Here is a 20417-nt window from a genome sequence, read left to right as displayed (position 1 = left end):
GATAGTTTAAGAAGGGGAATAAAATGTATCAGGCATTAATCCCACCATTCTTTGTATTTACACCTGAGAAAAAAAGATGTACCGATAGTACAACGGTACATCTTTTTTCATTAGTAAAAATGCCCTCGCTTTATAGAGTAAAAGGAATAATATATAGTGTCCTACAGTAATTAAGATCTTTTGTTTTTTCTCCATAATACGATTTTTGTCAACCTTTTAGGTTGACCCTTTTACATAAAAGTGTTTGGTTTATTAATGTTATGCTTGTTTGCTCATGCTTAAATTTTGGTTTTTAGATTAGACAGTAAAACAATCAGATGATTTATCAGTGCATATCATATTTTAATCAAGTATTGTGTAAAAAGGAGGAAGAAATTTTGAACTCTTCGGTAACAGTTTTAATTCCTTTCTATAATCCCGGGAAATATATTTTGGATGCAATTGGAAGTATTTATGCTCAATCCTATTTTAATTGGAAAATGGTATTAGTAGATGATGCTTCTACGGATAACAGTATAGAATTGATTCAGCCATATCTAGAAGATCCTAGAATAACTTTATTAGGACATTCGTATAATCAGGGGATGTCTAAAAGTCTAAATACAGGTCTCCAAGTAATTGATACACCTTATTTCGTTCAGCTGGACCCAGATGATTGGTTTTATCCAAATACTTTGGAAAAATTGATGGATGCAGCGGCTGTTAGTGGAGAAGATGTTGCTTTATTAAGCGGTAATATTAATGTAAGCTTTGAAAATGAAAGTGGACAAGTTCTTAGGTCACTTATTAGAAAGGGAAGAAATTATTCAAACCCTTATGACTTTTTATTAGCAAATTCTTCTGTTTGGCCAAGATGCTATCGTACTTCTACTATAAAGGAATTGGGTGGTTGGCCTGTGGATGATATCTATGAGGGTAGATATGTGGAGGATATGAGAATGTTGCTGAAAATAACTCCACACCATCGATTTAGTTGGATTGATGAACTCATGCTCTATCACCGTAGACATAATAGTAATAATACAAATAATCTTACAGAAACAGCCACAGCTTTAAGATACACCATTGAAGAAACACTGAAAAGTTGGGGTGATATATATAGCCCAATTTTTAAATATGAAGGAGACTATATGATATTAGATCACTTAGTTATAAATAATCTAAATAAGAATGAAGGATAGGGGATAGAAGCATATAAATGGAGTGTTTTAATATAGGGAAATGGAATTTAAGTGATAGGATACCAGGTGTGCAATTTAGCACACCTTTTACATACATATTCATCTCAAAGGGTAATTAACAACTGAAATTACTCTGACAAAATATCATGAAAAAAAGTTCTATAGTTGTTTTCTTAAAATGTAAAAATCACTTAATTTTTTTTGCTTTTTGATTTAAATGTTTAAAGATATATGTAATTCCAATTGTAAATAACAATATTAAAATATAATTTAAAAACAAATAGAAGAAATTCATCCCTTTATCTAATTGAATTAAATTTAATAAGCTTAATACTGGTTTGAAAATAAAGGATAATATTGCTGAAAGTATAATACCATATATCAAAATACTCTTATCGTGTTTAAGACACCATTGATATAACAACATAAATGATATTGGAACAAGTGAAGCATCTAAAGCGAAATTGACTGGCAAAATGGGAATGGCTTGATATGGATAAATAACATGTGCTGTCCTTGTAGCTAGAGCATCAGAATATGTAAACCACACATGAATATTAAAGCCAAAAAAACCGATATGAAAGGCTCTTTTCTTATCTATTAAGAAGTAAATAATAATTAGTGGGACTATTAACATTAAGACAATAAACCAAAAATGCCAATCCTCCCAATTTGAGTATTCTCTCCAGTAGTTTAACCACATTTCTACAACTTGGTCTTGTTGTTTTATGATTTGTTTTAATTGTTGTATTTGTTCAGTTGTCAATTTAATTCACCCTAGTTAGATATTAGTGCTTTTATTATCTTCAGTTTCAAAGAAAATATTTAAGAGAAGGTAGAGGATAAGTAAAAAATAACAAAGAGTTTTCCATGTGTAGGCTCTTCTTTTTAATTTACCTGGCCGGTCTGCCTGAAGGGGAACTTACTTTATATTTGGAGATTTTCTCGTATGGGGGACAATTAGGGCAGCATTCCTGTAATAAATGAAAAACTTACTATGGAAGAAACATTGAAGGTTAGTTTAAGTGAAATCGTGTAAAAGGTTTGTTCTGATGCTATAAAAAAGATTCCTAACTTTTGGTTAGGAATCTTTTTATTTTGGTGCAATATATATAAGTAATTTTCTACTTAATGGTTAGTTGAATCAACATACTCTTTAAAGTATAAGTGCTATGGGATATAAAGAATTATTCGGGAATCCTTATTCTTAATTTATCAATTGAATAGCTTAATTCTTCTATTGCATTATTCAATTGGAATATCTCTATACCTAAAAAGATTAAGGTTATTAATATAGCTGATAAAAGTATGTATAAAAGGCTTTTATTCATAATTTCTCCTCCGTAATTAATAAATTTTAAACTAACAGTGTTTTTTATTATAGATAATTTGAGATTTATCTGTGAAGGGTTTTCATATCAATATAGCCATTATGGTTACTTATCTGATGGTTTTAATTGGCTAATAAATAACCAAATAAAAGCTTGTTCCCTCTAGAATAGATAATCTAAGCATGTACACTACACTTAAAGCCCATGCACATGCTTAAAATATATTAGTAATTTACATAAGCTTGTGCGGAAATAGGGGTATCGAACTTATTACCTTCACTTGCTGAAAAATCAAAACTTGGTGCACCCCAAGTTAAACTAATATTTGATAATGTAAGTGGAGAGGAATTTACTTGATGAGCATAATTTCCACGTACTTGGACTGTGTTATAAGGATAAGATTTCACATTTAAATTAAAGTGAAAATACATTGTATTTTTCAGAGCGTTTAATCGGTAGTTATATCCACTTTTCATATAGTTATTTCTTAAGTTTTGTGTAAGTGCGTCTCCTTTATAGCTGTCATTTAGCCATTTACCACTATTCGCAGCATAAGTAATAAGTTCACGTTCGGTTTTACTTTGTTGTTTGGCATTTACTCCTTTTGCTTGGTAGTATTGAGAACCATATCTTTTAGTGTGATTTATAATAAAGTTATCGGGATATCTTATTGCTGCCCCAATCAGATCAGTCTCTCTAGTAGAGGGTATCTTTTTCCATTCCAAAGTTGTTTGCACTTTCCATTCCTTACTCGATATTTTAACTAGTTTTACAGTTAATATTTTGTATGATGTAGAACTAGTTCCTGTATCAGTTGACGCGGCTACCACCATAGAGCCATTGGGAGTTTTAGCCCCACTTTCGTTCGCTAGCTCATTTTCAAACTCTTCTTTTGTTAGATATTCAACTTTTTCATCCACTATACTAGGTTCTTCTATTTCAACTACAGATTTTGTTGCTATTCTTGCAGAAGAAGTAGTTTCAGTATCTGATTCCTCTTCATAAATATATGTAGTTTTAACATATTGTTTATTAGTGCTTATTACTTCACCTGTAATACCTTTATTCATTTCATATTCTTCAGCATTCATGAATTCTATTTGTTCATCATCAAATCCCAGATTTATCAATCTATTGTACTCAGAATCAGTAATATCAATTCCATTAACATTGTTAAAACTTGGAACTTCACTTGCTTTAACAGTAATCGATTGAATGGTAAAACACAATGTTATTAGAACTGCAATTGTAACTAAAGCTTTTAGCTTCACTTTTGGTTCCCCCTAAAATATATTTTTTTAAATATAATCGAATAATTCCTTTTATTTTTATATAGAAACAATCAAAATTGCTTCTATTAACTAAATGTTAATAGAATTAGAAAGAAATGTAAATATTATTATTTTAATATTCGGAAATTTTAAATGTTGTAAAAAAATGGAACTAGTCCAACTGTTGAAAAGTCCAGGGAGAAGGTAGGAGACAACGAATATGTTACTTTATGGAACTCTAATTAATTAATTTCAGATTAATATTACTTTTTTTCTCAATCAGTATAAGTTTAGGGTTTTATTGGTGAAATTTTGTAGTAAAAATAATTTAATAAATGCGTTTGATTAATGCAACTGGTATCAAATGATAAGGATTACTAGCAGTGTGTTAGAGTAAATGCAGGACAGTAATTTTGTATAAAATGAAAAAAGGAAATTGTGAAGTATTATACTTAAACAAACGGGGGCAATAGTTAAACAAGAATTACGAAACACAAGGTGTTTTCGTGTTTCTTTTTTTTAGTAAAATCAACAGTGAAGTTCTGCGAACCGTGAAAATTTATAGTAAAATGTAATAAAAGAATCAATGTGCAATGTTATCAATCAACTGCATGAGCCTTTTAGAACGTTTAATGACGTTTTAAGAGGCTTTTTATATTCCTAAAGGTTTTTTGAACTTTTATAATTTCACTGCCTAAGTTTAGGGCGAATAAGCTTCACAAAAAACAGTAAAACATACAATACCTTTAGAGATTTATTTAAAATAAGGTGGCGATGTTTCAAATGTATCAATATATAAATGATGATCGACAATTTCTAAACTTTTTATTACCATCATTTCCAGGCCCATCAGGTCCACCTGGTTTCCCGGGACCTGGGTTTGGAGGTCCATCAGGTCTACCACCATTACAACCTTCACAAGCTCCAACAGCTCCTCCTCCACCATTTATTCCTCAACAAGCAGCTGCTTCACCATTTGCTGTGGATCCTGGAGCAATAAGATTTTGCCTGTTTCATAATACTTTTATTTGGCTAAGTAATGGTACAGGATTTTGGTTTTATCCCGTATTCGTAGGTCCAAGATCTGTTGCTGGTTTCAGATGGAATGGAAGGACTTGGGTGATTTTTGGTATTGACACAAGAAGAATTATTTCATTTACATGTTACTAAATACATTTAGGGTGATGCTTTCATTAGAGCATCGCCCTTTTACTTAGTTAAGAATGAATTGGCATTTAGATTAAAGAATCTGTTTATTGAGGGAGCAACTTAATCAAGGATTTAATATTTACTTAGTCATTATGCATAAATAGCTTCCTACCAACAAGATTTGATTTCATTTTTTAAAGAAGACGGGAATAAAAAAGCAGAGAATGGAGGAATAAAAGTGATACAAGTAATGGGTAAATCCTTTGAATTCCAAGGGAATTTGGAATTGGATCAAGTTGAAAAAAATATACTGCAATATATGCAAGAAGATCATATCGTATATTCTTATATTTCTTCGAGAGAATTACTTTTTGAAATTAAATTACGGAAAAATATTATTAAAAGTGCAAAAGAAATGAATGAAACCAAGCCTGAATTTACTATTTTTGAGCAAGCTCGATGTAACCGGAATTACTGGCAATTAACTAAGGCTGGTGGTTTATTGTTAAGACCGGATGTAAGGCCTTCTGATGCAATTATGGACATTTTTAAGAACAGTTCGCTGTATGCGTTTGAATGTGCAACAGCTTCTGTGATTATCTATTATTATGCTACGTTAAAGACCATTGGACATCATTTATTTAATGCACATTTTCAAGAACTTTATCTATATAGCTGGCATACAGATACAGATCTTGGTCTAGTTACGTTTTATTCAGATGGTTTTTTACCTGGTGACGTTGTTTATTTTGATAATCCCGACTATAATTCACAAACACCATGGTTTAGAGGGGTAAATGCCATACTTTTAGATGATTGGAGATATTTCGGACATGGATTTTCCATTAAGACAGATGAAGAAATTGTTCAGGTTCTAAATAAAAAGAGAATGGAAGGGAGTAAACAGTCCGCAGTCCTGACAAGTTTGTTGACAAGACCTTCTTTTTCCCGTTTATCAGCATTAACAAACAGACAACAGACTAGCAGTGATTTCAAAATAAAACAACATGTCGCGCACCATAACCGGAGTTCCATATCATTACTAAATTATTATAATTATATAATTTCATTGGGATATCAGTTCTTCTAAGATAAAATAAGCATAAGCAAATTATACGATAAATTGCATTTTTGATTACCGGGTAAAAACCCAATTTTCAGTAGACGGGCTCCATTTTCATATTTGAGCGTATCATGTAGTGATAAGCTTACTTAAAAAGAAAGGATGTTTAAATATGTATGCAAACGTGAACGCACCTCCAACTGTCGGAGCAAATGTTCCTCCTCAACCGACTACGGCCCCTACTTTTGTTCAATCATTCCCATCCTATACGGCTCCAGCTTACAGTTATGCCTGTCCAACATATCAAAATAATAACTTTATCTTAATTGTCGTGTTATTTATTTTATTAATCATTGTGGGAGCATGTATCTGTTAAATATTTTTTCTGCTTAGGTAGAAAAAATATAGCTCATTTGGTGGTATTAAAGATACGGTAACAATGAGATTTACAATTACAATGCAAGAGAATATAGAAAGTCCCCCTGGCAATGTCGTGGCAAAGCTGTAATAACAAACGTAAGAGATAAAGTGGGGGAGTGCATTCCTTTTTTAAAGGGGAGTGCTTTTCTTTGTATGCGAATAGGTAGATTGTTGAAAAGGCAGTTTACATATTCTATTTTTAAAAAAAGCTTACTGATTAAGAAATTCTGGCTGATCTTATAATTCGATAGGGGCGTTAGTTGAAGAAAACAAATAATATAGAATTTACGCATCCATAGTTATAGTGAATAAAAAATTAAACTATTAAAGAAATTCTATAATCTATATATTTTTAAGAATATATATAAAGTACCGCTTCATGGTTTGCGGTAGGTATTGGTGTAGCCGCTGCCTTAGGTTTGTTCGGAAATAAATAGAAAAAGAAAAAAACATTAACAATTGCACTCAGAATAGGAGTGCTTTTTCTATGACATTACAAGATAGTTGTAATGAAACTTCATATTGGTAATAATGGAACAAAAAGGGGATGGAGGAGAGTAGAAGTGGAAAATACACTTTTATTGGTTACAGGAACATCTTTTACATTAAATTTTTTAATTTATATACAAAATATCTATCTCAATCAAAATCAAACAGATGAAGAAATAAGATTCCCTTATTCATCAACAGAAATAGCCTTTAAAGAGGATTTTCCCAAGCAATATGAACAATTATGGAAGGCTATTACAGAAAAGGTCAAACTAGATAATAGCTATATATATGAACTATCCAATGAAGATAAAAAATTATTTTACGATAGATTATTGGAGGGTAAGACAGAGGCCCCCGAATGTTTTAATCAGATTTATAAAAGCTTTCAAGCATGGTGGAACAGCTTGGCAGGATCTTTTTCACTGGAAAGATCCATTGATTCATCAACGATTGGAAAATTATATGAGGATTTATCTAATTTACTGAAAGAAAGGGGAAAAACTCCACAAAACTCATTGTACATTAGTTTAATTTATGACAAATGTTTATTAGCTAATAGTCCGTCCTCTCCTTCTTTTGCAGTTTTAGCTATTGAGGAATTTTTTATTAGATACAGAGAATTAGTTCCCAAATTAGAAAAATCCTTTTAATGCGTTTTTTTTTCAGTAAATGGATTAAACTACTAGCGGCATTAATCATCAGGTTGATGCCTTTTGGGTTTTCCATTTAGAGAAATGATCGATGGTTTTAAATACTAAATGACATGAACCATAATTTTTGTGATGTACTCTTCTTCTCGATTTTTGACCACATTATCATATATATATTCCTCAAAAACATACTCTCCTAAGGTTAAATTTAAACGATTCATTTCAGCAAAAATACGCGTATATGTTTTATCGATGTCTTTTTCTAAACCGATGTGGTAGCCGATTAAATAATAACCCTTTAAAGATGGATGGAATGTGTAGCTGTCTTTTTGTTTCGGTTGCTCCATATATAAATAAGTATAGTTAGTGTACTCTCCTTTTAGTACTTCCTCACGCATAGTCATACCGCCGATTGGATAGCCTGTATCTAGTTCTTTCACATATAGTTCGGTAATAAAATCAGACACAGCCTCCACAAATTCTTCATCAGGTATGTCTTTTATATTCCTGCTTAAATACAGGTTAGCTACAGAAATTTGTTCTAGTGATATTTGCTCAAAGTTGAGGCTTGAGGCTTGTTCCATTAGCTTAATTTTTGCTTCGATAATCTGCTCGTTTTTCTCTAATTCCTTCCTTTTTTGTATCAATAAATCTTTTTGTTGATACATTAGTGATAAAAATTCTTCTGGTGATTTATTCTGCGTATATTGTTGGATATCGTTTAATGACATTCCTAAATCTTTTAATAAATCAATTACAATAAATAACTCTAATTGGCGAATAGAATAGTAACGATAGCCCTTAGAGTCTTTTATAACAGGTGATAAAAGGCCAATTTGATCATAATAAATTACTGTTTGCTTATTAACTTTACATAGTTTGGCAAACTCGCCAGTAGTGAAATATTTTGAATTTTCATGTTCCATATTTTTGAATCTCCTTCTTGACTATATAGTTACTATATACATTAAGATGATTTCAAAATCAATCATTATGTAGTCCACATTTAAGGATGGAGATGTCTATATGAAAACTATTGAGATTAGGCCAGTAACCAAAGCAAATGCTTCAGAAGTTCTAGCCTTAAAAGTCAATGAAAGCCAGAGGCACTATATTGAAACAACCGAACAGTGTTTAGAAGACGCAAAAAATTGCGTTTACTACAAGCCTGTCGGTCTTTATAAGGAAGGTGTATAAGTTGGTTTTGCCATGTACGGATGGTTTCCTGAATATGATGAAAATCATAAAAAGGGAAAAGTATGGCTAGATCGGTATTTAATTGATGAAAGATTTCAAGGCCAAGGTCTAGGCAGTATATTTTTAAAAACGCTAATCAGCAAGTTAATTAATGAATTCGCATGCACAAAGATTTTTTTAAGTATTTATGATACTAACATACATGCTTTAAGCCTTTATAAGCGCTATGGTTTCACCTTTAATGGAGAATTGGATTTTAACGGAGAAAAAGTGATGGAATTAATCGTATAGCTTTTTATGTATCATTTTAGACCAGAAAAAAAGGAGCAATAAGCAAATGCATTTTAAAATCGAAGCTATTAAAACTACAAAGGAGTTTAATAAAGTGAAAGCATTAATCTCCGAATCATTCCCTAGAAATGAGCAAATTCCATTTTGGTTTCTTCTATGGAAGTCGAAGAAAAACTTCGTAGACCTATTAGGTGTATATGCTGATAATTCGTTAGTAGGTTTTATTTATTTAATTACACATAAAGATTTAACCTTTGTTTTGTATTTTGCTATTGATAATAAGCATAGATCAAAGGGGTTTGGTAGTATGGCAATTAGTAAGTTGAGGGAGTATTGCCCAAATAATCGAATCATGCTTAACATAGAAGCAGTTAAAGAAAATGCAAGTAATTATGAGCAAAGAGTTAAAAGAAAGAAGTTTTATATAAATAATGGGTTTAAAAACGCTAGTCTTATGATAGAAGAGAATAGTAATGATTTATTTGAAGTTTTAGTAAATAACAGCGATGTTACAGTAGCAGAATACGCTAATCTGTTAAAGCGATTTACTGGAAGATTGCTATATCTATTTTTTAAGCCGAAATTTATCCGATAGATTCAACATATCAAAGCTAATGTAAAAATTGGCTTTGATCTTTTTTTATGTCTGAAACCTATTGTTCTATATTTCGTATATGTAAACAAAGCCTATTACGAATAAAGTCTCTTGAACCAAAAGGAGGTAAATCAAAATGAAAAAACTATCGACTATCGGAAAGATAAATTTAATTGCAGGTACGCTATTTGTACTAATGGGGATATTGGCTTTTTTTAGTGGATATTTGCCAGGCAGCTTTTTTGTGGAGATGGAGCCTTTCTTATTTATTCCTATTGGCCTTTCCTTATTATTGTCCGCTTCGTCCTTTCAAAAGGCAGATGGAAATTAACGTATTTTTATAACTTTTGGCTGGTTTTGTCAATGAAGGCTTAACGAGTATAATAAAAGTAGATAAATGTAATACGTATCTAAACTTTGGGGAGCACACTAATGATAACTAATATAAAAGAGTATCTATTATATGATAACTTTAATGAACTTGCCGTTGATATTTTAACCTTGGCAAAAGAGATATTACCAGACAGCTTTCTGTTTTTAAGTGCCATTGTCAATAATGAACAGCATATTTTGAAGACTTCTCCTAATACGGAGCATATTAACATTAGAGAGGGAATATCGCTCCCGCTGAAAGTGGCAGTTTGCAGCAGGATTGATTTTACTAAAGGTATCCCATTAGTCTATGAGGATATAAGTAAGGAATCTAGCCTAGATGATATCAAGGGAATATACTCTAACACGAATGTGAACGCTTATTTAGGTGTGCCGGTAATCTTAAGGGATGGCGAGGTTTTTGGGACTTTATGTGCTGTTCATGAGAAGGCTGCACAGTTTAATGAGAAAAGTATAAAGCTGATTGAAAAAATTGCGAAAATGTTTTCTTATTACTTAGAGCTAGAGCAATTAGCATACAGAGACCATTTAACAGGCAGTTATAATCGGCATTTTCTTGAAAGATATTTTAATGAATTTGCCCATGAGGATGGCGCAATTTTCTTTCTAGATTTAGATTGTTTTAAAGAGATAAATGATAGCCTTGGCCATGATACAGGTGATTTGATATTAAAAGAAGTCGCCCTTAGAATGGAGGCAGTCATGCGGCAGAGGAATATAAATGGAGCGGTATTTCGGTTAGGCGGAGATGAATTTATTATTAACTTAGTTGGAAAATTAAGCGTTCAAGAAATCGAGGAAATAGCAGAGGCTTTTATTGAAAGATTATCGTCCTGGGATTTTCAAATCAAGGAGTTTAACTTATCTGTGAGCATTGGCATTGTTCAATACACAAATACAATGAAACTGACGTTAAATAAACTGCTGAAAAAAGCAGATAATGCTTTATATCGGGCGAAAACTAGTGGGAAAAGTACCTACTGCTTTTTTTGATTTTTGGATGAGATTTATATGTGCAGAACCAGTAGAGCACAAAAAATATCCAAAACTAAGCAAATAAGCAGGGAAATTATTTATTGACTTCTACATTAGTTGTAATTATAATGAAAAACGAAATTCGAATACTAAAATTATTTAGGTCGTGGATTTTTCTAGAGTGAACTCTATTTTCGCCACACAAATGTTGTGAGACATTTGTGTGGCTTTTTTTATGCGCAGAAGGGGGATTTAAATTTGAGTAAATGGCATTATGTATTATTTGTTTTTTTAGGTGGCTGCAGTTACGGAATATTATCTACGTTTGTAAAGCTTGCATACGGAGCTGGGTTATCTGTTAACGAGGTAACGGGGGGACAATATTTTATTGGTACTTTAATTATTTGGATACTCGTTTTGTTTATGAAAAAGAGGGGAGTTTCTGGTAATCAAGCCATAAAGTTAATTTTATCGGGCATTCCATTTGGACTGACAGGCATATTTTATTATCAATCCTTACAAACACTTCATGCCTCATTAGCCATTATCTTTTTGTTTCAATATATCTGGATAGGATCATTATTAGAAATGGTGTTTTTAAAGAACAAGCCTTCGAAGGAAAAATTAATAGCAATAGGTATTCTGCTGGCAGGGTCGCTATTAGCTGCGGGGATTACCTCGGAAACTGGTGTTCACATTACATGGCAAGGTATGATGTGGGGACTGCTTGCTGCTATAACCTTTGCAACGTTTATTTTTCTGAGCGGTACAGTTGGACATAATACGGAACCGCTGTTGAAAAGCGCACTGCTTTCCTCAGGCGGCTTAATCGTTGTTTTTATCATCTTTCCACCAGTTTATTTTGTGGATGTGTCTGTTCTAGGCGGATTTATACAATATGGATTAATACTAGGAATATTTGGTGCAGTGCTTCCGCCGCTTTTATTATCCATTGGTATGCCTAAAGTCGGCCCAGGACTCGGCACAATCCTGACAGCTTCAGAGCTTCCGGTAGCAGTATTAATGTCTGCGTTAATACTGCGTGAACAAGTAGGTGTTTGGCAATGGTTTGGTGTTGCTCTCATATTAGGAGGCATTATGGTGAGTAATGTCAAAATGTTTAAACCAAGAAATATTTCAAGTCCCAATTGGTAAGGGATATGCGGAGCTGTCCATTAATTAATGGACAGCTCCAGTTTATTGCATGCTACCAATCAATGCTGTTTTTGCCTCTGAAAAATTTTCCCGATGGTCCGTCAGACCCAATAGAAGTTAACCATAAAATGGACTCAGCAGCTTGCTTCGGTGTCGTTGGAGCAGAAGTTCCACCCATATCTGTGCTTACCCAGCCAGGATCGGCTGCGTTTACTTTGATATCATCTTTGACTTCTCCCGCAATTAATTGTGTTAAACCGTTTAAAGCAAACTTAGACAATTTATACGCTCCGACTTCTGGAGATGTTAATTGGCTTAAACGGCCATAATCAGAAGAAATATTAATAATTCTTCCATATCCGTATTTTTCCATGAGAGGCAGAAAGGACTGAATGGTATAGTAAGCCCCAAAAAAGTTTGTTTCCATTGTTTTTTCCAAAATGGCAGGGTCCATAGTTAATAAACTTTCATCTTCGTCTAAATAAACACCTGCATTATTAATCAAAACATCTAATCTTCCAAAGTGCTGATCTACCGTGATGGCGGCTTGGCGAATGCTTTCATGATTGTTCACATCCATCTCGAGAAAAGATACTTCTAAATTTGATTTGCGAAGTTTTTTAACAGCTTCTAGCCCTTTTTTTGAGTCTCGGCTTGTTAAGATAACTTTAAAACCTTTCAAAGCCAATTGGCGGACCAGTTCATAGCCAATTCCGCGATTACCGCCAGTGACTAGGGCAACTTTTGAGTCTGTAAACATATTATTATCCTCCTTGAAAAGAATGGAATTTATCTTGACACTTGATGTACAGGAGTCATCATATAGTTTCTAAGTACAATAGTTACTAAACTTAACACTAATGAAAGAATTCCAACTAATACAACATATTGCGTACCCATTGATGCTATTAAAAGTCCGCCTGCAGCTGACCCGACAGTTGTCCCAACGTTACAAGAAGAGATAAAGAGTCCGTTAGCAAAATCAGGTGCTTCAGGGGCTGAAGACGTAATTAAATATTGATTAATATTCGCCATTATTCCCCCTGCTAAAATTCCCCAAATGAAAGTAAGCATTGCCATTGGCAGCGGATACTGTCCTGTGAAGAATAAGAGGATGTAAACAGCACTTAATAGTAGAGGGAAATATACTACAGATTTAATCGGGTTTTGCGTAAGCAGCTTTCCTGCGACAATATTACCAATCATATTGGCCCCGCCAAAAATAAACAGCGTTAAAGTTATTGTATTTGGAGACATATTCGTTACTGTCTTCAAATATTCCGTGAAGTAGCTGTAAACTCCAAATACAGATGCATTTAATAAAATAACTGTCACAATAGAAATCCAGATTATTGATTTCTTTAAGACAGACAGCTGTGCACCGTAAGATTGTTTTACTTCGACAGGCATAGAAGGGACAAAAATGAATGTCGCAATAAAGACTATAACAGTAACAACAGCAAAGAATGCCATCGCCATTTCATAAGATAGGACACTATCAATAAAACTTGCGATTGGCACACCGGCTACCATACCCGCAGATACGCCAATAAATACTTTAGAAACAGCTTTTGGAGCTTCTTCTTTACTGACAGAGGAAGCAGCAACTGTAAAAGCCATCGAACAATAAATAGGATGAAAAAAACCTAGAACGACTCGTGTTAATAATAAAACAGTAAAATTAGTAGTAAATACAGACACAATATTCCCTAGCACAAACATGCCTAAAACAATTAACATGACTGTTTTTCGATTTATCCCTGAAAACAATAACGGCATTATTGGACCAGAAATAGCAATCGCAAGTGCAAACAGACTCACCAGCAAGCCGGCAGTTGATACACTGACATTAAATTGTTCAGCAATCGAGGGCAATAACCCGATAACCCCCATTTCGGTATTTAAGATGCCAAAAACTCCTATAGTTAAGATGAATATTAATAATTTTTTATTATACAAAAAAATCCCTCCATAAAATTCTTCATTTTACCGGTGCAGCAAAGGTATTACGCGATGACAAGTTTTTTGTAAGTATAAAGGTTAGAGTTAACTCTAGTTCAAGAAGTATTTTTGAAAAAAATTGTTTTTTTTATTTGGAGGGAGGGGCATTTAATAAAAAAAGCCATCTAACCTATTGGTTGTAGGTTAGATGGCTCTATGTTAATTTAAACTGCCAATTTTTTCAGTTTTATGAATATCTTCTGTGCCTGCCTCTAAGGCAGTCTTATAATAGTCGCATTTATGTTTAATAATTTCCATCGTTTTATTTATTTCTGCCAGCTGTGCTTCAACAGCGGCTTTCCGTTCTAAAAACATGTCATATCTCTGCTGGAGGGTAGCATCTCCATCCTGACACCAATCAATGAAACTTTTAATTTCCTTTATAGGCATCCCAGTAGATTTCAGACATTCAATGATCCTTAATGCGCCAATATCCGACTCTTTAAACAATCTTGTTCCATTAGTTGTTCGTTCTACAAAAGGCAAAAGGCCTTCTTTGTCATAATAACGGAGCGTATAGGTGGTAAGGTTTAATTCTTTCGCTACTTCACTAATAGAGTATGTGTTCATTGTTTCACTCCTTATTCTTCTATAAATATAGATTTAGAGTTAACTCTAGGACGCGAGGCCAATTCTATCATGGTTTTTTACTGATTGTCAAAGCTGATTTTAAAAATATTGTAAATTATCATAAAAATGGATAATTCACTTGACTTAGAGTTAACTTTAAGGTTTATCATATTTGCTAGTAAAAGTTTTAACTAGGAATATAGTGTAATTTGTTTTGTGTTTAAACTAAATTATTAACATGAAAGTTAACTGCTTTTTATTAGGTGTTATTTTATATCCAAAACAGTTAACTGAATTTCTAATAGGAAGGTGATTATCATGTTGGTAACAAAGGAAACGGTAAGACTGATCCGGGGACTGCAAGCAAGAAATACGACGATATTTGTTGCTAAAGCCCGTTCTTTTAGTAGTGATGTGTTTCTAACTAAGAATGGTAAAGCTTCAAATGGAAAAGAAATTATGAAGGTAATGGACTTAAATGTAAACACTGGTGATGAAATCACCTTGTTAGTCGATGGACCAGATGAGAAGAACGCCATCCATACATTAAAAAATTTTCTATTTAATAAGTAGAAATATTTAGTAAGGGTCTATGTACTTGGAATTTTCTATGACCAATCTGCAAAAAAGACTCACTACCAAGAACGTTATTCCGATAATTCATATCACATCTGTCCATGACGACGAAGTTTTCCTATTCAGAAAATACAGCTGAAGTTAATCATAAAGAAAAGGGGAATAACCAATGAATTGGTACCCCTCTTTTTCTTATTACAGATTTTACGGAACGAGAAAGCCCATTCCTTGAGGTGTGGGATGAAAGTGAACGGTTTTTTATTTTTCAGAGTAATCCACTAGGCATTTGAATCTCTTGTTGTTATAATGTAAGAAACGTACGTTCGATGGGTGGTGAACTAACTTGGAAACAATTTCTTTGAAACTAGAATTATTAAATCCTACTAAAGCTAAAAAAGAGATGTACAAAGAAATGACAAATATCAATACATCTTTTGCGAACTGGTTATTGGAATATCAAGGTCTAAAGGATGCAACATCGAAAGTTTATAAGTTGTTTTCTGATGGGAAATTCTCCTGGGCTATTGTGAACCAAACCATTCGAGAGGTTAAATCTAAGAAAAATAATCAAAAAGCGAAGGTTTTTCGCCGTTTTTGGTGTGGGTTCAACAACCAAAATTTGAAAGTAGAGAAAGAAAACAACCTCTATAAAGTTTCATTTCCTACTCTTAAGAAACGTGTTGGTGTACCAGTTGTAATAGAAACATACCAAAAACATTGGTTAGATAAAGTTTTGGAAGGGAAAGCAAAACAAGGAGCAGCGGAGTTGTATGAGAAAAAGGGGCGTTGGTATGTTTCCATTTCTATCTCTTTTGAACCAAAAACACCGAAATTTGAATCTATTAAACCTCCAATAATGGGCATTGATGTAGGGTTAAACTATCTTGCTGTTGCTATGGTTGGAACAACTTCGTTGTTTTTTAAAGGAAATGAGGCAGCATTTATTCGCAGGAAATATGCTTCGAAAAGACGAGTCCTTGGACAGAACAAAAAGTTGGATGCTATTCGCAAATCCAAAAACAAAGAATCGCAATGGATGAAGGAATTAAATCATGTCATAAGCCGAAAAATCGTAAACTTCGCATTAGAGAACGGTGTTCGTCTAATACGAATGGAAGATTTAACAGGCATTAGAAAAACAGCAAAATCAAAGAAAGAAGCAGGTCGAAATCTACATTCTTGGGCACAATATCAACTTCAAACTTTCATTGAATACAAAGCAAAGATGGAAGGCATGGAAGTTCAATATGTAAATCCTTATAACACATCGCAGATGTGTAAATGTGGTCATGTTGATAAAAATAATAGAAACCATCATCTATTTCAGTGCGGAAAATGTGGATATAAAAGCCATGCTGATGTGAATGCTGGACTTAATATATCAAAATCTGTAAGTGGTATTTCTAAAAAGAAAAAAGCATCCTAACTAGTGTTGTGGTAAAAGCAGCACCGCCTGTTTAGGTACATATACACCAAAGGTGTATAGAACGTAACAGGATGGGGTAATGACATACCCCTTAACTAAAGGCTAGTTCAAAGCAGAAATGAATTGCGAACGCAATAGCACTTTAGAATCCCATTGCTTTAGCTGTGGGAGTGTCAACAAGGTTGTTTAGTTGGTCCAATTGTAAACTCATTAACATTCGTATCCTCAGGCTGGTCAATAGCAAACGCTACAACATTAGCAACACGATCTGGTGATATACCATATTGCTCGTACGTTGCCGTCATGCCTTTTGAAATATTCTCGTCCGTAATCGTATCCAATAATTCCGTATTGACTGCTGCTGGATAAATAGTGGCTGTACGGATATTTGTGCCTTCTTGGGCAGACTCCATGCGCAATACTTCCATTAAGTCACGAACAGCCCACTTTGTTGCACCATATACTGCACCACCTGGATAAGCTTTTAGTCCGGCAACCGATGAAGTAGTAATAATATGCCCGGACTTCTGCGCTGTAAATGACGGCAATACTGCTGCAATCCCATTTAAAACACCTTTAATATTAACATCAATCATGCTGTTCCACTCGTTCGTTTTTAATGCAGAAAGCGGTGAATTCGGCATTAATCCAGCATTTAAGAATATAACATCAACACCACCAAAAGTATCTTTAGCCAATTGAACAAGCTGATGATTATCATCAGGGTTAACTACATCTGTAACACGATATGTCGCTTGTCCGCCAGCCTTTTGAATAACTTCAGTCAAAGCCTTCAATTTGTCTTCACGGCGCGCTCCTAGAACAAGTTTAGCGCCTTTTCTGGCCAATAATTTTGCCGTTGCTTCACCGATTCCAGAAGATGCTCCAGTTATGATAACTACTTTGTTTTCCACTGCCATGTTTCATTCCTCCTTTACATTTAGGTAGAGTTTAAAGGATAGAGTTAACTCTAATGCAAGGGGGAAGCTTGAAAAACTTTTAAACTATCTCACTTTTGAGAAGATAATACCTTCAATAAAATAGGATGAAATAAGTAATAAATAATGGGGATATTCGTAATAAATTAGCAGAGAATGTTGGACTAAAGGCATAAAAAGAGAAATTAATCTTAAGAATTCTTAAGGTTTTTATGGAGTTTCCCTTCAGGATTAGCATTTATATTTTATCTATAAATCAACACTGAAGAGGAGCAGTTATATGAAAAAAAGTTTGTTTCTTTATCAATATTTAATCAATCCAAAGACGGTTCGGGCAGTCCGGCCCAGTTCGCAATTTCTCAGTAATAAAATGATAGAAGCAATCCATTTTAAGGATACAAAATACATTATTGAATATGGCCCAGGAACAGGCGTTTTCACCGAAAGGTTATCGAAAGAAGAAATAAGGACACAGTAATCATTTTAATCGAAAATAATCCAGCATTTTATCAACTGCTTAAGGAAAAGTTTCAACATGTATGCAACTTAATTGTGATACATGGATCAGCCGTAGATGTTCCAAATATTTCTGTCAAACTATCTTTCTATTGGATTTAATTCACCATATATTCCTGCAAGAATAGTAAATTTAAGCAAGACACTTGTCTAATTCAGACTAGTTGCCTTTATTTACTTTAGTAATACGTTAGGATTATGATATTAATATAAGTTGCCCTTTATTTTCTGTAGTTAAGATGAATCTTGAGTTTAATTCTTTTGTAAACGGATATAAAACTAATTAAATGTATAAGGATGAAGATTATGTTGATAAGTAGAGTTATAGTTAGTCTTCCAAGAGGACTTCAGTCTGCTAAGAACACTGTTGATTTCGTTACGATTGCATCGTCTTTTGCAAGTGAAATTACCATTACATATAAGGACGTTACAAGCAGTATGGAGATAATGGAAATTATGGATTTGAACGTGAAAAAGGGACAGGAAATAACGATTATTGCGAAAGGAACGGATGAACAAAAGGCATTGTATTTTCTTAAAGGTTTTCTTTTAGGTGATAAAGGGCTTGGAGACAATTATAAGAAGTTTAATGCTTGTTAAGGGAAGAAGTCATAGAGCAAATTTTTTGTTTGTGGCATGTAAAACCGATACAATATCCATATTCAACTGGATAAATCCAGTAAGAAGGAGATGAATCGATCATGAGTAATTACGAAACAAAAAAGCAGGAAATCTTAGATGCATTTAACTTTCGTCATGCTACAAAGGTATTTGACCCTACGAAGAAAATTTCTAAAGAGGACTTTTCATTTATCCTAGAAACTGGTCGTTTATCTCCAAGCTCTGTTGGTTATGAACCATGGAAATTTCTTATCGTGCAAAATAAGGAGTTTCGTGAGCGATTGAAGGAGGTTGCATGGGGAGCGCAAGGTCAGCTTCCGACTGCTAGTCATTTTGTTATCATTCTTGCACGGACAGATGCAAGATACGATTCTGAGTATGTATGGCAACTGCAAAAAAACGTGAAGCACATACCGGAAGATATAATTGAAAAGATGAAGTCTGCGTACAAAAGTTTTCAAGAGGGTATGAAGCTGTTGGAAAGCGATAGAGCATTGTTTGACTGGGCTAGCAAGCAAACATATATCGCCCTTGGCAATATGATGACAGCAGCGGCACAAATCGGAATTGATTCTTGTCCAATTGAAGGCTTTAGTCCTGAAAAAGTGAATCAGCTTTTGGAGGAAAAAGGTTTGTTGGAGAATGGCAAGCTTGCGGTATCTGCTATGGTTGCTTTTGGCTATCGCGCAGAAAATCCAGACCGTCCGAAAACACGCCGAGCTATGGAAGATGTAGTACAGTGGATAGACTAATGGATAAACGATACTAAGAAGTCTGTGCAGCGATTGTTTGGGCTGCATGGACTTATTTTTTGCATATACACAAAGAATAAGGGGGAAATATGAGATAAAACTTGGGGAAACGCTGAAGCGTAAATTAAACAAATAGTAGTAGTAAATTTGGCTATATTTCTCATTATAAAAAAAACAAGTAATACTATGTGCTTAAAAGAGTTATACCATAGATAGGCAATTGACATTAATAAATCCATCATGTAAGATGTATTTTAATAAATATATCTAACACGATGTATCGTAACTGATGTTAATGAGAGGATTGAAAAAATGTTAGAAAGAGCTGATTATCTTCGAGAGTCGATCGATTTTTTACAGCGGTTTATAGCAAAAAGTATGCAGAAGGAAGCTGAGGGCTATGGATTTACAGTGCCTCAGATTAGGGTTATTGCGGAAGTAATGACAAATAAAACTTCAAGTATTAAGCAATTAACTCATAATTTGAAAATGACCCAAAGTTCTGTTTCTGATATAGTGGAAAGACTTATCGGAAAAGGCATACTTGAGAAAACTCCCAATCCTAAAGATAAACGCTCAGTGGTTATCACATTAACGAAGGGTGCAGAAGATGGAATAAACAAAAAGGATTACACCCATTTAAATGAAATGATAACCGGTGCGCTGAGTCAGCTTAATGCCGAAGAACAAGAAATCGTTATGAAGGGAATGCAGCTGCTCGTCGGAGCCGTAAAAGATAAAATGACATCAGAAGGAATGAACTATAAGGAGTCCTTTGATGTAATGCTATTTCCTACTCATGAAAATAAACAATAATTTTCTATTGTAATGTTATTAACAATACTTGTAGTGGG

At 33.7% G+C, this 20417-nt stretch carries 22 protein-coding genes and 1 pseudogene; 16 read left to right on the top strand and 7 right to left on the bottom strand.

The genetic code is table 11. The features are described 5' to 3' along the window. Positions 1 to 377: 377 nt before the first annotated feature. Positions 378 to 1181, top strand: a complete 804-nt coding sequence (locus LXM54_RS13110) for a glycosyltransferase family 2 protein (RefSeq protein ID WP_233315609.1) — start codon at positions 378 to 380, stop codon at positions 1179 to 1181. Between the two features lie 187 nt (positions 1182 to 1368). On the opposite strand, the gene LXM54_RS13105 is transcribed toward LXM54_RS13110, so the two are convergent. Both LXM54_RS13105 and LXM54_RS13100 read right to left on the bottom strand, forming a co-directional pair. After that, a complete protein-coding gene (locus LXM54_RS13105) occupies positions 1369 to 1947 on the bottom strand; it encodes a CBO0543 family protein (protein WP_233315608.1) in 579 nt (192 codons plus the stop codon). A 789-nt stretch (positions 1948 to 2736) separates the two neighbouring features. Continuing rightward, a complete protein-coding gene (locus tag LXM54_RS13100) occupies positions 2737 to 3783 on the bottom strand; it encodes a hypothetical protein (protein ID WP_233315607.1) in 1047 nt (348 codons plus the stop codon). Positions 3784 to 4566: 783 nt separating this feature from the next. Between LXM54_RS13100 and LXM54_RS13095 the strand changes: the two genes are divergently transcribed. From LXM54_RS13095 to LXM54_RS13080, 4 genes are all read left to right on the top strand, one after another. Further along, positions 4567 to 4953 carry a collagen-like protein gene (locus LXM54_RS13095; RefSeq protein ID WP_233315606.1) on the top strand — a complete coding sequence of 129 codons (387 nt, stop codon included), beginning with the start codon at positions 4567 to 4569 and terminating at the stop codon, positions 4951 to 4953. 217 nt (positions 4954 to 5170) lie between these two features. After that, the gene (locus LXM54_RS13090; protein ID WP_233315605.1) at positions 5171 to 6022 is read left to right on the top strand and encodes a protein-glutamine gamma-glutamyltransferase; all 852 of its coding nucleotides are present in this window, start codon (positions 5171 to 5173) and stop codon (positions 6020 to 6022) included. Positions 6023 to 6167: 145 nt separating this feature from the next. Continuing rightward, positions 6168 to 6371 (top strand): YjcZ family sporulation protein, encoded by a 204-nt coding sequence (locus LXM54_RS28515; RefSeq protein WP_396953853.1) that lies wholly within the window; start codon positions 6168 to 6170, stop codon positions 6369 to 6371. Between the two features lie 607 nt (positions 6372 to 6978). Next, the gene (locus LXM54_RS13080) at positions 6979 to 7557 is read left to right on the top strand and encodes a hypothetical protein (protein WP_233315604.1); all 579 of its coding nucleotides are present in this window, start codon (positions 6979 to 6981) and stop codon (positions 7555 to 7557) included. A 104-nt stretch (positions 7558 to 7661) separates the two neighbouring features. Here LXM54_RS13080 and LXM54_RS13075 read toward each other — a convergent pair whose 3' ends face one another. Next, positions 7662 to 8483, bottom strand: coding sequence for a MerR family transcriptional regulator (locus LXM54_RS13075; RefSeq protein ID WP_233315603.1), 822 nt, complete (start codon positions 8481 to 8483; stop codon positions 7662 to 7664). A 100-nt stretch (positions 8484 to 8583) separates the two neighbouring features. Between LXM54_RS13075 and LXM54_RS13070 the strand changes: the two are divergent. The 5 genes and pseudogenes from LXM54_RS13070 to LXM54_RS13050 all read left to right on the top strand — a co-directional run bounded on the left by LXM54_RS13070 (position 8584) and on the right by LXM54_RS13050 (position 12163). Next, positions 8584 to 9045 (top strand): annotated as a pseudogene (locus LXM54_RS13070) (GNAT family N-acetyltransferase). A 46-nt stretch (positions 9046 to 9091) separates the two neighbouring features. Continuing rightward, a complete protein-coding gene (locus LXM54_RS13065; protein WP_233315602.1) occupies positions 9092 to 9640 on the top strand; it encodes a GNAT family N-acetyltransferase in 549 nt (182 codons plus the stop codon). A gap of 136 nt (positions 9641 to 9776) precedes the next feature. Continuing rightward, entirely contained in the window at positions 9777 to 9971 is a 195-nt protein-coding gene (locus LXM54_RS13060) for a hypothetical protein (protein ID WP_233315601.1), read from the top strand. 101 nt (positions 9972 to 10072) lie between these two features. Then, positions 10073 to 11026, top strand: a complete 954-nt coding sequence (locus LXM54_RS13055) for a sensor domain-containing diguanylate cyclase (protein ID WP_233315600.1) — start codon at positions 10073 to 10075, stop codon at positions 11024 to 11026. 240 nt (positions 11027 to 11266) lie between these two features. Next, the gene (locus LXM54_RS13050) at positions 11267 to 12163 is read left to right on the top strand and encodes an EamA family transporter (RefSeq protein ID WP_233315599.1); all 897 of its coding nucleotides are present in this window, start codon (positions 11267 to 11269) and stop codon (positions 12161 to 12163) included. Between the two features lie 52 nt (positions 12164 to 12215). Here LXM54_RS13050 and LXM54_RS13045 read toward each other — a convergent pair whose 3' ends face one another. From LXM54_RS13045 to LXM54_RS13035, 3 genes are all read right to left on the bottom strand, one after another. Continuing rightward, positions 12216 to 12923: an SDR family oxidoreductase gene (locus LXM54_RS13045; RefSeq protein WP_233315598.1), complete on the bottom strand. Its 708-nt coding sequence runs from the start codon at positions 12921 to 12923 to the stop codon at positions 12216 to 12218. Positions 12924 to 12952: 29 nt separating this feature from the next. Next, positions 12953 to 14128 (bottom strand): MFS transporter, encoded by a 1176-nt coding sequence (locus LXM54_RS13040; RefSeq protein WP_396953854.1) that lies wholly within the window; start codon positions 14126 to 14128, stop codon positions 12953 to 12955. Positions 14129 to 14323: 195 nt separating this feature from the next. Beyond that, positions 14324 to 14734, bottom strand: a complete 411-nt coding sequence (locus LXM54_RS13035; protein ID WP_233315596.1) for a MerR family transcriptional regulator — start codon at positions 14732 to 14734, stop codon at positions 14324 to 14326. Between the two features lie 318 nt (positions 14735 to 15052). On the opposite strand from LXM54_RS13035, the gene LXM54_RS13030 reads away from it, so the two are divergent. Continuing rightward, entirely contained in the window at positions 15053 to 15307 is a 255-nt protein-coding gene (locus LXM54_RS13030; RefSeq protein ID WP_233315595.1) for an HPr family phosphocarrier protein, read from the top strand. Positions 15308 to 15653: 346 nt separating this feature from the next. Continuing rightward, a complete protein-coding gene (locus tag LXM54_RS13025; protein ID WP_233315594.1) occupies positions 15654 to 16736 on the top strand; it encodes a transposase in 1083 nt (360 codons plus the stop codon). A 173-nt stretch (positions 16737 to 16909) separates the two neighbouring features. On the opposite strand, the gene LXM54_RS13020 is transcribed toward LXM54_RS13025, so the two are convergent. After that, positions 16910 to 17656, bottom strand: a complete 747-nt coding sequence (locus LXM54_RS13020) for an SDR family oxidoreductase (protein ID WP_233315593.1) — start codon at positions 17654 to 17656, stop codon at positions 16910 to 16912. A 298-nt stretch (positions 17657 to 17954) separates the two neighbouring features. Here LXM54_RS13020 and LXM54_RS13015 point away from each other — a divergent pair, with 298 nt between their 5' ends. From LXM54_RS13015 to LXM54_RS13000, 4 genes are all read left to right on the top strand, one after another. Further along, on the top strand, positions 17955 to 18152 hold the full coding sequence (locus LXM54_RS13015) for a hypothetical protein (protein WP_233315592.1): 198 nt from the start codon (positions 17955 to 17957) through the stop codon (positions 18150 to 18152). Between the two features lie 344 nt (positions 18153 to 18496). Continuing rightward, entirely contained in the window at positions 18497 to 18790 is a 294-nt protein-coding gene (locus LXM54_RS13010; protein ID WP_233315591.1) for an HPr family phosphocarrier protein, read from the top strand. Between the two features lie 101 nt (positions 18791 to 18891). Next, positions 18892 to 19563, top strand: a complete 672-nt coding sequence (locus LXM54_RS13005; RefSeq protein ID WP_233315590.1) for an NAD(P)H-dependent oxidoreductase — start codon at positions 18892 to 18894, stop codon at positions 19561 to 19563. 312 nt (positions 19564 to 19875) lie between these two features. Further along, positions 19876 to 20379 (top strand): MarR family winged helix-turn-helix transcriptional regulator, encoded by a 504-nt coding sequence (locus tag LXM54_RS13000; protein WP_233315589.1) that lies wholly within the window; start codon positions 19876 to 19878, stop codon positions 20377 to 20379. Positions 20380 to 20417 lie beyond the last annotated feature (38 nt).

Origin of the sequence: Bacillus sp. Au-Bac7 (assembly GCF_021341655.1) — a bacterium.
Lineage (GTDB): Bacteria > Bacillota > Bacilli > Bacillales > Cytobacillaceae > Niallia.
Note: the sequence above shows the minus strand (reverse complement) of the source record. Positions and strands in the feature narration are given on the sequence as shown.

Bases quoted from the DNA above. Each gene is read 5' to 3' on its own strand.
- LXM54_RS13020 (WP_233315593.1), bottom strand. From the start codon at position 17,656: ATGGCAGTGGAAAACAAAGTAGTTATCATAACTGGAGCATCTTCTGGA.
- LXM54_RS13065 (WP_233315602.1), top strand. From the start codon at position 9,092: ATGCATTTTAAAATCGAAGCTATTAAAACTACAAAGGAGTTTAATAAA.
- LXM54_RS13035 (WP_233315596.1), bottom strand. From the start codon at position 14,734: ATGAACACATACTCTATTAGTGAAGTAGCGAAAGAATTAAACCTTACC.
- LXM54_RS13045 (WP_233315598.1), bottom strand. From the start codon at position 12,923: ATGTTTACAGACTCAAAAGTTGCCCTAGTCACTGGCGGTAATCGCGGA.
- LXM54_RS13055 (WP_233315600.1), top strand. From the start codon at position 10,073: ATGATAACTAATATAAAAGAGTATCTATTATATGATAACTTTAATGAA.
- LXM54_RS13075 (WP_233315603.1), bottom strand. From the start codon at position 8,483: ATGGAACATGAAAATTCAAAATATTTCACTACTGGCGAGTTTGCCAAA.
- LXM54_RS13000 (WP_233315589.1), top strand. From the start codon at position 19,876: ATGTTAGAAAGAGCTGATTATCTTCGAGAGTCGATCGATTTTTTACAG.
- LXM54_RS13015 (WP_233315592.1), top strand. From the start codon at position 17,955: ATGAAAAAAAGTTTGTTTCTTTATCAATATTTAATCAATCCAAAGACG.
- LXM54_RS13095 (WP_233315606.1), top strand. From the start codon at position 4,567: ATGTATCAATATATAAATGATGATCGACAATTTCTAAACTTTTTATTA.
- LXM54_RS13030 (WP_233315595.1), top strand. From the start codon at position 15,053: ATGTTGGTAACAAAGGAAACGGTAAGACTGATCCGGGGACTGCAAGCA.
- LXM54_RS13005 (WP_233315590.1), top strand. From the start codon at position 18,892: ATGAGTAATTACGAAACAAAAAAGCAGGAAATCTTAGATGCATTTAAC.
- LXM54_RS28515 (WP_396953853.1), top strand. From the start codon at position 6,168: ATGTATGCAAACGTGAACGCACCTCCAACTGTCGGAGCAAATGTTCCT.
- LXM54_RS13010 (WP_233315591.1), top strand. From the start codon at position 18,497: ATGTTGATAAGTAGAGTTATAGTTAGTCTTCCAAGAGGACTTCAGTCT.
- LXM54_RS13060 (WP_233315601.1), top strand. From the start codon at position 9,777: ATGAAAAAACTATCGACTATCGGAAAGATAAATTTAATTGCAGGTACG.